At 73.1% G+C, this 14,171-nt stretch carries 11 protein-coding genes; 8 read left to right on the forward strand and 3 right to left on the reverse strand.

Features of this window, described 5'->3' with window-relative positions; all coding sequences use genetic code 11:
• Positions 1-52 precede the first annotated feature (52 nt).
• The 8 genes from ACFQ87_RS31165 to ACFQ87_RS31200 all read left to right on the forward strand — a co-directional run bounded on the left by ACFQ87_RS31165 (position 53) and on the right by ACFQ87_RS31200 (position 10,860).
• A complete protein-coding gene (locus ACFQ87_RS31165) occupies positions 53-1,453 on the forward strand; it encodes a hypothetical protein (protein ID WP_380614202.1) in 1,401 nt (466 codons plus the stop codon).
• 5 nt (positions 1,454-1,458) lie between these two features.
• Entirely contained in the window at positions 1,459-4,095 is a 2,637-nt protein-coding gene (locus ACFQ87_RS31170) for a tetratricopeptide repeat protein (protein WP_380614203.1), read from the forward strand.
• Between the two features lie 3 nt (positions 4,096-4,098).
• Positions 4,099-5,418 (forward strand): protein phosphatase 2C domain-containing protein, encoded by a 1,320-nt coding sequence (locus ACFQ87_RS31175; protein WP_380614204.1) that lies wholly within the window; start codon positions 4,099-4,101, stop codon positions 5,416-5,418.
• Positions 5,419-5,523: 105 nt separating this feature from the next.
• Positions 5,524-6,879 carry a VWA domain-containing protein gene (locus ACFQ87_RS31180; RefSeq protein ID WP_380614205.1) on the forward strand — a complete coding sequence of 452 codons (1,356 nt, stop codon included), beginning with the start codon at positions 5,524-5,526 and terminating at the stop codon, positions 6,877-6,879.
• A 73-nt stretch (positions 6,880-6,952) separates the two neighbouring features.
• Positions 6,953-8,137 (forward strand): FHA domain-containing protein, encoded by a 1,185-nt coding sequence (locus ACFQ87_RS31185; protein WP_380614206.1) that lies wholly within the window; start codon positions 6,953-6,955, stop codon positions 8,135-8,137.
• A 156-nt stretch (positions 8,138-8,293) separates the two neighbouring features.
• Positions 8,294-9,211, forward strand: a complete 918-nt coding sequence (locus ACFQ87_RS31190) for an ABC transporter ATP-binding protein (RefSeq protein WP_380614207.1) — start codon at positions 8,294-8,296, stop codon at positions 9,209-9,211.
• Positions 9,208-10,353: an ABC transporter permease gene (locus ACFQ87_RS31195; RefSeq protein WP_380614208.1), complete on the forward strand. Its 1,146-nt coding sequence runs from the start codon at positions 9,208-9,210 to the stop codon at positions 10,351-10,353. The genes ACFQ87_RS31190 and ACFQ87_RS31195 overlap by 4 nt, the downstream gene beginning before the upstream one ends.
• 102 nt (positions 10,354-10,455) lie before the next feature.
• A complete protein-coding gene (locus ACFQ87_RS31200) occupies positions 10,456-10,860 on the forward strand; it encodes a globin (protein ID WP_380614209.1) in 405 nt (134 codons plus the stop codon).
• Between the two features lie 60 nt (positions 10,861-10,920).
• Here the strand turns inward: ACFQ87_RS31200 and ACFQ87_RS31205 are convergent, their stop codons facing one another.
• The 3 genes from ACFQ87_RS31205 to ettA form a co-directional block, all read right to left on the reverse strand.
• Entirely contained in the window at positions 10,921-11,613 is a 693-nt protein-coding gene (locus tag ACFQ87_RS31205) for a hypothetical protein (RefSeq protein ID WP_380614210.1), read from the reverse strand.
• Positions 11,614-11,679: 66 nt separating this feature from the next.
• Positions 11,680-12,123 carry an acyl-CoA thioesterase gene (locus ACFQ87_RS31210; RefSeq protein WP_380614211.1) on the reverse strand — a complete coding sequence of 148 codons (444 nt, stop codon included), beginning with the start codon at positions 12,121-12,123 and terminating at the stop codon, positions 11,680-11,682.
• 109 nt (positions 12,124-12,232) lie between these two features.
• Positions 12,233-13,897, reverse strand: a complete 1,665-nt coding sequence (gene ettA, locus ACFQ87_RS31215) for an energy-dependent translational throttle protein EttA (RefSeq protein ID WP_380614212.1) — start codon at positions 13,895-13,897, stop codon at positions 12,233-12,235.
• Positions 13,898-14,171 lie beyond the last annotated feature (274 nt).

Genomic DNA, 14,171 nt, shown 5'->3' on the forward strand with positions numbered 1-14,171 from the left:
CCACGGGGAGACCGGTGGTGAACACGGGGGTTGTCGTGGGATCACGCGTCAGATGCGTCGGGATCGCACGCGAGGAAGGAAGGACACCGCGGTGGCGGCATCGGCTGGCCCGGTACTGAACCGGGAGGAGGTGGACCGCGCGCTCGCGCGCCTCGGCGCCGAGCGGGACGCGGTCGAGTCGGCGCTGCTCGCCCTGCAGGACCACCCGGGCCTGCGGCTGCTGGACGGCGCCGAGCTGTCCGGCCGCACCCTGGAGCGCTGGGCCGTCGCCGGCAAGGGTTTGCCGCTGCTCTGGGCGCTGTTCGACCGCTACTCCGAGGCACTGGCCTCGGCCCGCGCCGTACGGGCCCGCAAGGCCAAGCCCGGCGCACCCGAACTCGCCGAGCTCAGCGAGCTGTTGACCGGCGACGCGGTGACCGTTCCGGGCGGCGCGCTGCCGGACGGCCCGCAACTGCTCGGCGCGCCCGCCAAGCTGGTCGAGCGGATCAGCCTGGACGCGCTGATGGCCCGGATGAACTCGTGGTACGCCACCGTGCTGGAGGTGGTCAGCGCCGCCGACGCGGTCTGGTCGGCGCTGCCGGCCCGGATCGACCTGCTGCTGGCCGAACTCCACCGGGTGCGGACCCTGGCCGCCTCGCTCGGCGTCCGGGCCGGCGGCCACCCGCTCGGCGACGACCTCACCGGGCTGGAGAGCGGCCTCACCGAACTGCGCACCGAGGTCCGCGAGGACCCGCTCGCGCTGTGGCGCCCGGCCCGGGTGCCCGCCCAGCGCGGCACGGTGCCCGAGGGCTCGGCCTTCGCCACCCCCGCCGGGGTGGTCGACACCGAGCGCTTCGACCGGGCCGGCCGGGCGCTGGACGGCGTCCGGCTGGAGCTGGAGAACCTGCTGCGGCTGCGCGACGACGCCGAGGAGCGCCTCCAGGGCGTCGGCGACCTGCTCCAGCGGGCCGACGCCACCCTGGCCGAGGCCCGCCGGGCCCGCGGCGAGGTGCTGGCGAAGATAGCGTCCAGCGACGTCCCGGCGGTGCCCGGCCCGGCCTCGGCGCTGCGCGAACGGATCGTCACCGCGCTGGAGCTGCGCCAGGGCGGTCAGTGGGGCCGGTTGGCGCCGCTGCTGGACGCGCTGGAGGACGCCGCGGCCAAGGAGCTGGCCCGGGCCCGGCACTCGCTCACCGAGGTGACCCAGCCGCTGGCAGTCCGGGCCGAGCTGCGCGGCCGGCTGGACGCCTACAAGGCGATGGCGGCCCGGATGCGGGTCTCCGAGGACCCGGAAGTGATCGAGCGGTACGAGAAGGCGCGCTGGCTGCTGTGGAGCGCGCCCTGCGACCTGCGGGCGGCGGCCGCCGCGGTGGCCCGCTTCCAGCAGTCGCTGCGCCCGGCCCAGGCCGAGCAGGAGACACCGCACAACGCGGCCGGCCAGACGCCGGTCGACGGACAGGTACAGGGGGGCTGAGGTTGATGGGCGAGACGTGCGTACGGCCGGAGTGCTCCGGCAACGGCAGGATCGACGCCGACGGCTACTGCGACGAGTGCGGGCTGGCGCCGGCGGGCGGAGGCGGCACCGGCACCACCGCGGCACCGCCGAAGGCGGCGGCGGCCGCCGGCCCCGGCTCACCCTGCCCGCGCGACTGCTCCGGCACCATCGACGCGGACGGCTACTGCGACGAGTGCGGCCTGACCGCACCCGGTGCCGACACCGGCATCACCCAGCCCTACGTCCCGTCCGCGCGGGTCAACCCGGACTCCGCCCGCAGCGGCTCGATCCGCTCGATGTCGGCCCTCACCGGCTCCTCCCGCTCGATGTCCGGCCGCTCCCGCTCGCACCGCTCGACCCGCACCGGCTCCAGCCGCTCGGTCTCGGTGCGCTCCACCCGCGGCAGCGTCAGCGCGGGCACCCGCAACCGGCTGGGCGCCGGCCTGGTCACGGTGCCGACCATAGAGACGGCCGACCCGTCGCTGGCGGTGCTGGCCAACCCCGAGGTGCCCGAGCGCAAGCGCTTCTGCGCCAAGTGCGAGACGCCGGTGGGCCGGGAGAAGAACGGCCGGCCGGGCCGGCCGGACGGCTTCTGCACCAAGTGCGGCACGCCGTACTCCTTCACCCCCAAGCTGCGCCGCGGCGACCTGGTCGGCGGGCAGTACGAGGTGGTCGGCTGCCTGGCGCACGGCGGGCTCGGCTGGATCTACCTGGCGGTGGACCGCCGGGTCAACGACAAGTGGGTCGTCCTCAAGGGCCTGCTGAACACCGGGGACGAGGACGCGCTCGCCGCCGCCGTCGCCGAGCGTCGCTTCCTGGCCGAGGTGGACCACCCGAACATCGTCCGGATCATCAACTTCGCCGAGCACCTGGACATCGGCTCCGGCTCCACCGACGGCTACATCGTCATGGAGTACGTCGGCGGCAAGTCGCTCAAGGACATCGCCAACGACCGCCGCACCCCGGACGGCCGGCGCGAGCCGCTGCCGGTGGAGGTGGCGATCGCGTACGCGCTGGAGGCGCTGCCCGCGCTCGGGTACCTGCACGGCCGGGGCCTGATCTACTGCGACTTCAAGATCGACAACGTGATCCAGAGCGGCGACGCGCTCAAGATCATCGACATGGGCGCGGTCTGCCGGCTCGACCACGACGGCCCGATCTACGGCACCGTCGGCTACCAGGCCCCCGAGATCGCCACCCACGGCCCCTCCCCCGCCTCCGACCTGTACACCGTGGCCCGCACCCTCGCGGTGCTCACCTTCGACTTCCAGGGCTACAGCACCACCTACCGCGACTCGCTGCCCGGCCCCGAGGACGTCGAGGTCTTCGCCAGGTACGAGTCGTACTACCGCTTCCTGGTCCGCGCCACCGACCCCGACCCGGCCCGCCGCTTCTCCTCCGCCGAGGAGATGGCCGACCAGCTCACCGGCGTGCTGCGGGAGGTCCTGGCCCTCCAGGACGACCGGCCCCGGCCCGCGCTCTCCACCCTGTTCGGCCCCGAACTGCGCGTCGTCGACACCGAGTTGGTGCTGCCCGCCGACCAGCTGGGCCAGCTGCGGGTGACCGCGCTGGACCCGTCCGCCGCCGCCCTCGCCCTGCCCGTCCCCCGGGTCGACCCGGGCGACCCCAACGCCGGCTTCCTCGCCACCCTGCTCGCCACCGACCCCGAGGAGGCGCTCGCCGCACTGGGCGGCGCCCCCGCCGTCTCGGTCGAGAGCCGGCTGCGCGAGCTGCGCGCCCTGCTCGAACTCGGCCGCCACGGCATGGCCGGGAACGAGCTGGCCGAGCTGGAGAAGGACCACCCGGACGACTGGCGGGTGGTCTGGTACCGCGGCCTGGTCGCCCTGGTGGGGGCCGCCGAGAACGGCGGCGTCACGCCCCGAGCCGAAGGGCACGCCGGCGCCGAAAGGGAGAAGCGAGGGAGCGACGAAGGAGCGAGGGAGCGACGACCGTCGGCGTCGGGTCAGGAGGGCCCGGAGGCGAACGGGCGAGTAACAGCCAAACTGCGGGCGGCCGCCGAGGCCTTCGACGCCGTCTACGACGCCTTCCCCGGCGAGGCCGCGCCCAAGCTGGCCCTGGCCATCTGCGCCGAGCTCCTCGGCGACAGTGGCGACGCGGCCGAGTTCTACCGCCTGGTGTGGGCCACCGACCACTCGTACCTGAGCGCCGCCTTCGGCCTCGCCCGGGTCCGCCTCGCCGAGGACGACCGGCCCGGCGCCGTCCGCGTGCTGGAGTCCGTCCCGGCCACCTCCAGCCAGTACACCGCCGCCCGGATCGCCGCCGTCCGCGCCCGGCTGCGCGAACGCCCCACCACCGACCCGCTCGCCGCCGACCTCACCGCCGGCTCCGACCAGCTCACCGCGCTGCGCCTCGACGACCGCCGCCGCGAGGAGCTCTCCGTCGAGGTGCTCGGCGCCGCCCTCGGCTGGGTCATGGCCGGCTCCGCGGGCGCCCAGCAGACCGGCGCCACCGTGGTGCTGGGACGACCCGCCGTGGAGCGGGAACTGCGCTTCGCCCTGGAACAGTCCTACCGGGTACTCGCCCGGTTGGCCGACCGGGCCGATACCAGGATCGAGATGGTGGAACGGGCCAACCGGGCCCGCCCCAGGACGTGGGTGTAGCCGATGCCGCAGCAGACCGAGTGCCCGAGCTGTTCCGAGCCGATGGACCCGGAGGACGCCTTCTGCGGGCGCTGCGGGACCGGCCGGGACGGCCGGGCGGCCCCGGGCTCGATGCCCGCCAGCTGGGCCGCCGCCCACGGTGGGGCCGTCCCGCCGCAGCGCGGGCCGGTCTGCGTGAACTGCGGGCAGGCGCACGTCACCGAGGACGGCTACTGCGAGGGCTGCGGCAGCGCCCAGCCGCGCCCCCGCGACCACATGGAGAAGGCCCTCGCGGGCGTCGCCGGGGTCAGCGACCGCGGCGTGCGCCACCACCGCAACGAGGACTCCTTCACCGTCGCCGCCACCTCGCTGCCCGGCGGCGAGCCGGTCGTGGTCGCCGTGGTGTGCGACGGCGTCTCCTCCTCCGACCGCCCTGACGAGGCCTCGGAGACCGCCGTCGACGCCGCCTCGGAGTCCCTGCTGACCTCCCTGGAGGCCGGCCGGAACCCGAACGAGGCGATGCGCGCCGCCATCGCCGACGCCGCCAAGGCCGTCGCCGACCTCGCCACCGACGGCGCCGGCCCGGCCCGCCCCGACCTCAACGCCCCCGCCTGCACCTTCGTCAGCGCCATAGCGGCCGGCGGCCGGGTCACCATCGGCTGGGTCGGCGACACCCGGGCCTACTGGATCCCGGACGACCGCGCCGCCGCCGAACCCTTCCGGCTCACCCAGGACGACTCCTGGGCGGCCCGGATGGTCGAGGCCGGGCTGATGAGCGAGGCCGAGGCCTACTCCGACCCGCGCGCCCACGCGATCACCGGCTGGCTCGGCGCCGACGCCGAGGAGGTCGTGCCGCACACCCTCGACTTCACCCCGCACGTCCCCGGCGTGCTGCTGATCTGCACCGACGGCCTGTGGAACTACGCCGAGGCGGCCACCGACCTGGCGTACTACGTCCGCCCGGACGCCCGGACCGAACCGCTCGCGGCGGCCCAGACCCTGGTGAAGTTCGCGGTCGCGGCCGGCGGCCACGACAACATCACCGTCGCGGTGCTCCCGATCGACCCGCCCGCCGTCTCCGTGGAGGAGGTCGAGGAGACGCCCACCGCACTGGACCTGCCGATCATCGTTCCGGCCGCCGCCCGGACGCCCGAGGACGACGAGGACTACGAGGACTACGAGCCGACCCTGCCGGACCTTCCGGTGATCGGCTCCCCCGCCGCCCCGCTGCCCCCGGTCCCGCCCGCGCCCCCGACGGCGCCCCCGGCGGTCCCGCCCGCACCGCCGGCGCCGCCCGCCGCCCCGCCCCTGCCGCCCGTCCCGCCGCAGCCGCCGACGGCCTGACCGGCCCGTCCACTCCCGGCCACGCCCGGTCCGACGGCCCCGTCCGCCGGACCGCCCACCGACCTGATCGCATCCACCCCTCACCCGACGGGAGCCGACCGCCCCATGGCAACACTGGCGAAGCCGAACCTGCCCAGGTTCGACGTGGAGATCTTCCAGAACGAGTACCTGGCCGACGGCGCCCGCGAGGTCAACGCCATCGTCACCGTCACCGCCACCGGCGGCGGCACCTCCGGCGGCCGCCCGCTCGGCCTCACCGACGCCGCCGCCCAGGGCACCGACGCCAACGCGGCCGTGGTGATCCTGGTCGACTGCTCGGGCTCGATGGACTACCCCAAGACCAAGATCAACGGCGCCCGCGAGGCCACCGCCGCCGCCATCGACGCCCTGCGCGACGGCACCGCCTTCGCCGTGGTCGCCGGCACCCACGAGGCCCGCGACATCTACCCCGGCGACGGCACCCTCGCCACCGCCTCGCCCAGCACCCGCGACCAGGCCAAGGAGGCGCTGCGCCGCCTCACCGCGGCCGGCGGCACCGCGATGGGCACCTGGCTGGCCAAGGCCGACAAGCTCTTCCTCACCCGCCGCGACATCGCCATCCGGCACGCCATCCTGCTCACCGACGGCAACAACGAGCACGAGTCGGCCACGGACCTCGCCCGCAACATCGAGCGGGTCACCGGCCACTTCACCGCCGACTGCCGCGGTGTCGGCACCGACTGGCGGATCGACGAGCTGCGCACCATCTCCTCGGCGCTGCTCGGCACCGTCGACATCGTCGCCGAGCCCTCCGGCCTGGCCGAGGACTTCCGCTCGATGATGGCCGGCGCGATGGGCAAGCAGGTCGCCGACGTCGCCCTGCGGATCTGGACCCCGGCCAACGCCACCGTGAAGTTCGTCAAGCAGGTCGCCCCCGCGGTCGAGGACCTGACCGCCCGCCGCGCCGAGGCCGGCCCCCGGGCCGGCGACTACCCGACCGGCTCCTGGGGCGACGAGAGCCGCGACTACCACGTCTGCGTCGAGGTCCCGGCCGCCGCGGTCGGCAACGAGATGCTCGCCGCCCGGGTCAGTCTGGTGCTGCCCCCGCAGGTCGGCGGCGGCACCCCCGAGGTGCTCTCCCAGGGCCTGGTCAAGGCGGTCTGGACCGACGACCTGGCCTCCTCCACCCGGATCAGCCCGCAGGTCGCCCACTACACCGGGCAGGCCGAGCTCGCCTCCTCGATCCAGGAGGGCCTGGAGGCCCACCGCGCCGGGGACGTCGACACCGCCACCGCCAAGCTGGGCGCCGCCGTCCGGATCGCGCACGCGACCGGGAACGAGGGCACGTACAAGCTGCTGCAGAAGGTGGTGGACGTGGTGGACCCGAAGGAGGGTACGGTTCGATTCCGTAAGAACGTGAGCGAGGCCGACTCGATGACCCTTGAGACCCGGTCGACCAAGACGGTACGTGTGAAGAAGTGACAGCTGAAGACGTGATCGGGCCGGCCGCCCGGCGCGACGCCGCACCGTGCCGGCCCGAAACGAGGGGGACCTGATGCCGATCTGCCCGAGGGGCCACGAGTCGCAGGCCGAGGACTGGTGCGACTTCTGCGGCTTCCCGATGACCCCGCCGGTCCCGCCGCCCGGCGCCCACGGGGGCGCACCTGCGGGATACGCGCCCGGCGGCGACCCCGCGCCCGGCACACCCGCCGGACACCCGCAGCACGGCGGTGCGTCCTTCGGCGCGCCGCCGCCCCCGCCGATGCCTCCGGGAGCGGTCCCGCCGCCCCCGCCCGGTGCCTTCCCGCCCCCCGGCGCCGTGCCGCCCGGCGGCTACCCGCCCCCCGGGGCCGTACCGCCGGGCGCGCCGCAGGGCCTCACCGAGGGCCTGACCGTCTGCCCGATCTGCCGCAGCCCGCAGACCGGCCGGTTCTGCGAGGAGTGCGGCTACGACTACGAGCTGTCCACGCCCTCGCGCCGCCAGACCCCGGCCGCCGACGCGCCCGCGCCCGGCCCCGCCCAGCCCCCGCCGCTGAACATCCCGGCGGCCTACGGCGGCACCGCCCAGCCTTCCCAGCCCCCGGTCGCTCCGCAGCAGCCGCAGCCTCCGCAGCCGGGGTACCCGCAGCCGGAGTACCCGCACACCTACGGCTACCCGCCGCCGGAGGGCGCCTTCCCCGAGGCCCCGGTGCGTGAGGACTCCGGCCCGGTGTACGCCCAGCCGGCCGGCCCCGGCCCGAACAACCGCGGCGGCGACTTCGGCACGTCCTTCCACCTCGCCCCGCCGGTGCAGCAGCCCCAGCCGGAGGCCGCCCCGGCGGAGCCGGTCCGGTCCAACTGGATCGCGGTGGTCTCGGCCGACCGCGACTACTTCACCGAGATGATGGCCCGCAGCGGCCCCGAGGCGGCCGGCCTGTTCTTCCCGCCGTACTGCCCCGAGCGCCGCATCCCGCTGACCGGCCGCGGCCAGCTGCGGATCGGCCGGCGCAGCCAGCACCGGGGCACCGTCCCGGAGATCGACCTGTCGGTGCCGCCGGAGGACCCGGGCGCCTCGCACCAGCACGCGCTGCTCGCCGAACAGGCAGACGGCAACTGGGTGCTGGTCGACCAGGACTCCACCAACGGCACCACCGTGAACGGCGGCGCGGAACCGATCACCCCGCACACCGCCGTACCGCTGAACGACGGCGACCGGATCCACATCGGCGCCTGGACGACGATCACGGTGCACCGCGCCTGAATGCCCTGTTGACGGTGGATCAGCCACAACTCAGGCCGGGTCGGGCGGAATTCAACATTTCGCCCGGCCCGGTTTTCTTCCGACTTCCTCAGGAAATCCCCAAATTCACGTCCCGGGTGTGCACAAGACGCACCGAAAGCCCTATTCTCAGGGCACATGACTGCAGCTATATCCGCTGACGGCATCCGTCAGCGGTACGGGGATGTGCAGGCCGTCGACGGGGTGTCCTTCACCGTCGAGGCCGGCGAGTTCTACGGGATCCTGGGCCCCAACGGGGCCGGGAAGACCACCACCATGGAGATCCTGGAAGGGGTCCGCAAGCCCGACGAGGGTCGGGTCGAGCTGCTGGGGATGGCACCCTGGCCGCGCAATCCGAAACTGCTGCCGCGCATCGGCGTGCAGTTCCAGGCCTCGGCTTTCTTCCGGAAACTGACGGCCCGCGAGACCATCCGCACCTTCGCGTCGTTCTACGGGGTCGGTCCCAAGCGGGCCGATGCGATGCTGGAGCGGGTCGGCCTCGCCGACAAGGCCGAGACGCTGACCGACCAGATGTCCGGCGGCCAGGCGCAGCGCCTGTCGATCGCCTGCGCACTGGCGCACGACCCGGAGCTCGTCTTCCTGGACGAGCCCACCACCGGCCTCGACCCGCAGGCCCGGCGCAACCTCTGGGACCTCCTGCGGGACATCAACAACGAGGGCCGCACCGTCGTCCTGACCACCCACTACCTGGACGAGGCCGAGGTGCTCTGCGACCGGGTCTCGATCATGGACCACGGGAAGATCCTGCACACCGGAGCCCCGGCGGCGCTGATCCGCGAGATCGACGACACCGTCCGGATCAGCGTGGCCTCCGGCCAGCTGCCGGTCGAGCGGGCCCGCGAGCTGCTCGCCGCGGCCGGCGCCGACGTCGCCACCCTGGAGGACGACACCGTCTCGCTCTCCGTCTCGACCCGGCACCCGGCCCCGGTGCTCAGCGTGCTGGCCGAGCAGAACGCGCTGCGCGGCCTCGAGGTGCGCGGCGCCACCCTGGAGGACGTCTTCCTCCAGCTGACCGGACGGGAGTTCCGCGCATGACCGTCTCCACTTCCACCGAGCCGAAGGTGCCCGCCCCGCGCGGCGGTTCGGCCGGCGCCGCCGGCGGGCAGGAGCGGGTCAGCGCGTTCTGGAGCCTGTCCCGCGCGATGCTGCTCGGCATGAAGCGGGACCGCACCGCGACCTTCTTCATCCTGCTCTTCCCGCTGGTGTTCCTGGTCTTCTTCGGCAGCCTGGCCAAGGGCAACAACAGCCCGCACGCCAAGGTCGCCCAGGTCGGCGCGGTGAAGCTGTTCGACTCGATGCAGGGCGAGGGCCGGACCGAGCTGGACAAGGTCCTCACCATCACCCGCACTGACGACGAGGCCGGCACCCTGCAGAAGGTCCGCAAGGGCGACTTCGACGCGATGATCATGCAGGGCCCGGACGGCAAGGTCGAGCTGCGCTTCAGCGCCGCCGACACGGTCCGCGCCGGCGCGCTCCAGGGCATCGTCAACTCGGTGGTGCAGAGCGCCAACCAGGCGGCCACCGGCCAGAAGCCGGCCTACGTGGTGGACGCCCAGCAGGTCGAGGACCAGTCGCTCAAGCCGATCCAGTTCCTCACCCCCGGCCTGCTCGGCTGGGCCGTCGCCACCGGCGCCGTGTTCGGCGCCGCGCTGACCCTGGTCGGCTGGCGCAAGTCCAAGGTGCTGCGGCGCCTGCGGCTGGCCCCGATCAGCGCGGGTACGGTCGTCAGCTCCCGGATCGTGGTCTCGCTGCTGACCGCCTTCCTCCAGACCACCGTCTTCCTGGTGGTCGCCACGAGCTTCTTCGGGCTCAAGCTCACCGGCAACTGGTGGCTGGTCATCCCGCTGGTGGCCTGCGCGACGCTCGCCTTCATGTCGATCGGCCTGCTGGCCGGCTCGGTCGCCAAGACCGAGGAGGCGGCCAACGGCATCTCGCAGCTCATCGTGCTGCCGATGTCCTTCCTGTCCGGTTCGTTCATCCCGCTGGACAGTTCCCCGGGCTGGCTGAAGACCGTCTCGGAGGTCATGCCGCTGAAGCACCTGGTGACGGCCGCCCAGTCGGTGCTGACCCGCGGCGGCGGCGTGATGGACGCCCTGCCGACGATGGGCGGACTGCTGCTCTTCGCGGCCGTTCTCACCGGCATCGCCTGGAAGCTGTTCAAGTGGGAAGACGCCTGACCGTCCCCCGCTGACCGCTCCCCACTGATCACTCAGGCCCGACGGGGTCGTACGCCTTTTGTCCCGGTGTACGACCCCGTCGGCGTCTGCGACCATGGTCGGGTGACAGAGATCCGGCGAGACACGTTCAGCGAGGAGACCTTCTTCGACCAGGTCGGCGGTGAGCCGACCTTCCGGCTCCTGACCCGACGCTTCTACGAGGGCATCGCCGAGGACGAGTTGCTGCGGCCGATGTACCCCGAGGAGGACCTCGGCCCGGCCGAGGAGCGGATGGCTCTGTTCCTGATGCAGTACTGGGGCGGCCCGCGCACCTACAGCGAGCACCGCGGCCACCCGCGGCTGCGGATGCGGCACGCGCCGTTCAAGGTCGACAAGGCCGCGCACGACGCCTGGCTGACCCACATGCGCGCGGCCGTGCACAGCCTGGAGCTGCCCGCCGAGCACGAGCGGCAGCTGCTCGACTACCTGACGTACGCCGCCGCGTCGATGATCAACACCCCGGGCTGAGCCGCCTCGCACCGGACGCGCCGTACGCCGAGCCGCCGTACGCCGGGCCGCCGTGCGCGGTCACCGGACCGGGCTGAGCCCCAGCCCCGCGCCCGGCGCGGCCACCGTCCGCACCACCACCGAACCCGCCGGGGCGCTCAGCCGCAGCCAGCCGCCCGCCCGGTGCACGGTGAGGGGGGCGCCGGGCTTCAGGAAGCCGATCACGTACGCGGCGTGCACCGCGCGCAGCGGCAGCTCCGGCAGCGCGGTGACCGGGCGGGACCAGATCTCGTCGGCCAGCCGGTCCAGCACCTCGCGGGTGCGGTGGTGCGCCGGGACGGCCTCGCTGCGCTCGCGGAACTCCTGGACGCCGGCCATCAGTTCGGGGTACACCTCGGCCGCCGGCGGGGCCCCGACCGGCCGCCAGCCGGCCTTCGGCGGCAGCAGCCCGGCCCAGGCCGGGCCGGTCACCGGCGCGGGCAGAGCCACGGCGCCCGCCTCGGCGTCCACGCCGTCCAGCAGCTGACCGGCCGAGACCGTCAGGTCGACCGGCTCCGCCAGGCCGCTCAGCCGGGCGGTGCGGATCGCCAGCGCTCCCGAGGTGCCCAGCGGCAGCCGCCCGAAGACCGCCAGCACGCCGTCGTCCCCGTCCGGGGCCACCGCCCGCAGCCGCACGGCCGCCGCCTTGTCGAAGCGCAACAGGCGCAGCAGGAAGGCGGAGAGGTCGTCGGCCTCGCCGGTGTCGGTCAGGGCGAGGCGGGCGGTGATGGTCAACGCGGCTCAGCTCGAATCGTCGTGGGGCTCGATCGTCGTGGAGTTCGATCGTGCGGGGTGGGACTTTCAGACTGCCGCGACGGCCGGGGCCTCGTCCATGAAACGGGAGAGGAACTCCCGCTCGACCGGCGAGATCCGGCGCGGCCGGCCCTCGGCCAGATCGTAGGGGACGACCACGGTGGAGGCCCGGACGTACACCGTCTCGGAGCCGTCCGCGTGGACGTCCTTGATGTCGTAGGACACCGTCAGCGAGGCGACGCCGATGCGCGTCACCCGGGTCTCGATGGTGACCGGCTCCGGCCGGTGCACCAGCGGGCGCTTGTAGTCGATCTCGTGGCGGGCCACCACCGAGCCGCCCGCGAACTCCCCGGCACCGGCCTCGGCGGCCTGGGTGAACATGAAGTCGATCCGGGCCTCCTCCAAGTAGCGCAGGAAGACCACGTTGTTGACGTGCCCGAAGGCGTCCATGTCGGACCAGCGCAGCGGGCAGGCGTAGATGTGGCGAGCCACGGGTGTTCTCCTCGGTGTCCGGTCGCCCGTCGTCACGGACCGGCGACGGGCCGCGGCCCGGCAGACCGCCCCGGAGGGCAGTCTGCCGGGCCGTTGTGACAGCAGGGTGTCAGCCTCGGGTCAGCTTCTTGTACGTGGCCCGGTGCGGACGGGCCGCGTCGGCGCCGAGCCGCTCGACCTTGTTCTTCTCGTACGACTCGAAGTTGCCCTCGAACCAGAACCACTTGCTCTCGCCCTCGTAGGCGAGGATGTGGGTGGCCACTCGGTCCAGGAACCAGCGGTCGTGGGAGATGACCACGGCGCAGCCGGGGAACTCCAGCAGGGCGTTCTCCAGCGAGGACAGGGTCTCGACGTCCAGGTCGTTGGTGGGCTCGTCGAGCAGCAGCAGGTTGCCGCCCTGCTTGAGGGTCAGCGCCAGGTTCAGGCGGTTGCGCTCACCACCGGAGAGCACACCGGCCGGCTTCTGCTGGTCCGGGCCCTTGAAGCCGAAGGCCGACACGTAGGCGCGGGACGGCATCTCGACCTGGCCGACGTTGATCCAGTCCAGGCCGTCGGAGACGACCTCCCAGAGGGTCTTCTTCGGGTCGATGTTGGCGCGCGACTGGTCGACGTAGCTGATCTTGACGGTTTCGCCGACCTTGACCTTCCCGGAGTCCGGGGTCTCCAGGTCCTGGAGCATCTTGAACAGCGTGGTCTTGCCGGCGCCGTTCGGGCCGATGACGCCGACGATGCCGTTGCGCGGCAGGGTGAAGCTCAGGTCGTCGATCAGGATCTTCTCACCGAAGGCCTTGGAGAGGTTCTCCACCTCGATGACGATGCTGCCCAGACGCGGGCCCGGCGGGATCTGGATCTCCTCGAAGTCCAGCTTCCGCATCTTGTCGGCCTCGGCCGCCATCTCCTCGTAGCGGGCCAGACGCGCCTTGGACTTCGCCTGGCGGCCCTTGGCGTTGGAGCGGACCCACTCCAGCTCTTCCTTGAGGCGCTTGGCGCGCTTGGCGTCCTTCTGGCCCTCGACCTTGAGACGGGACTGCTTCGTCTCCAGGTAGGTGGAGTAGTTGCCCTCGTAGCCGATCGCGCGGCCGCGGTCGAGCTCCAGGATCCAGCCGGCCACGTTGTCCAGGAAGTACCGGTCGTGGGTGACGGCCACGACGGTGCCCTTGTACTTGGCCAGGTGCTGCTCCAGCCAGTTCACCGACTCGGCGTCGAGGTGGTTGGTGGGCTCGTCGAGGAGCAGCAGGTCGGGGGCCTCCAGCAGCAGCTTGCAGAGCGCCACTCGGCGCTTCTCGCCACCGGAGAGCTTGGTGACCGCCCAGTCGCCGGGCGGGCAGCCCAGGGCGTCCATGGCCTGCTCCAGCTGGGCGTCCAGGTCCCAGGCCTCGGCGTGGTCGAGCTCCTCCTGGAGCTTGCCCATCTCCTCGAGCAGCGCGTCCGAGTAGTCGGTCGCCATCAGCTCGGCGATCTCGTTGAAGCGGTCGAGCTTGGCCTTGATCTCCTTGACGCCGTCCTGGACGTTCTCCAGAACGGTCTTGGACTCGTCGAGCGGCGGCTCCTGGAGCAGCATGCCGACGGTGAAGCCGGGCGAGAGGAAGGCGTCGCCGTTGGAGGGCTGCTCCAGGCCGGCCATCATCTTCAGCACGGTGGACTTACCGGCACCGTTGGGGCCAACGACGCCGATCTTCGCTCCGGGGAGGAAGCTGAGCGTCACGTCGTCAAGGATGACCTTGTCTCCGTGAGCCTTGCGCACCTTGCGCATCGTGTAGATGTATTCCGCCACGTGAGATCGCTCCGGCGTCGTCGGGAGTAATTCGGCTTGCAGCCTTCCATTGTGCCGCACCCGGCCCGAACCCCGAACCGCCCAGGTGACCCCACCGGGGTATGCCGGACGGGCGGGGCTCGCGCGGCCGGCCCGGGCTCGCCCGCCCGCCGAAATGCCGACGGCCCGGGTTCCCCCCCCAAAGGGGGGGGGAGAAGGCGTGGGCCCGCAACCACAAACAATGCCCCTCCACCATGCCTCCCGTTTCAGTGGCACCCACCCCCTGGTGGTCACC

The sequence above is a fragment of the Kitasatospora sp. NPDC056531 genome, from assembly GCF_042794375.1.
Lineage (GTDB): Bacteria > Actinomycetota > Actinomycetes > Streptomycetales > Streptomycetaceae > Kitasatospora.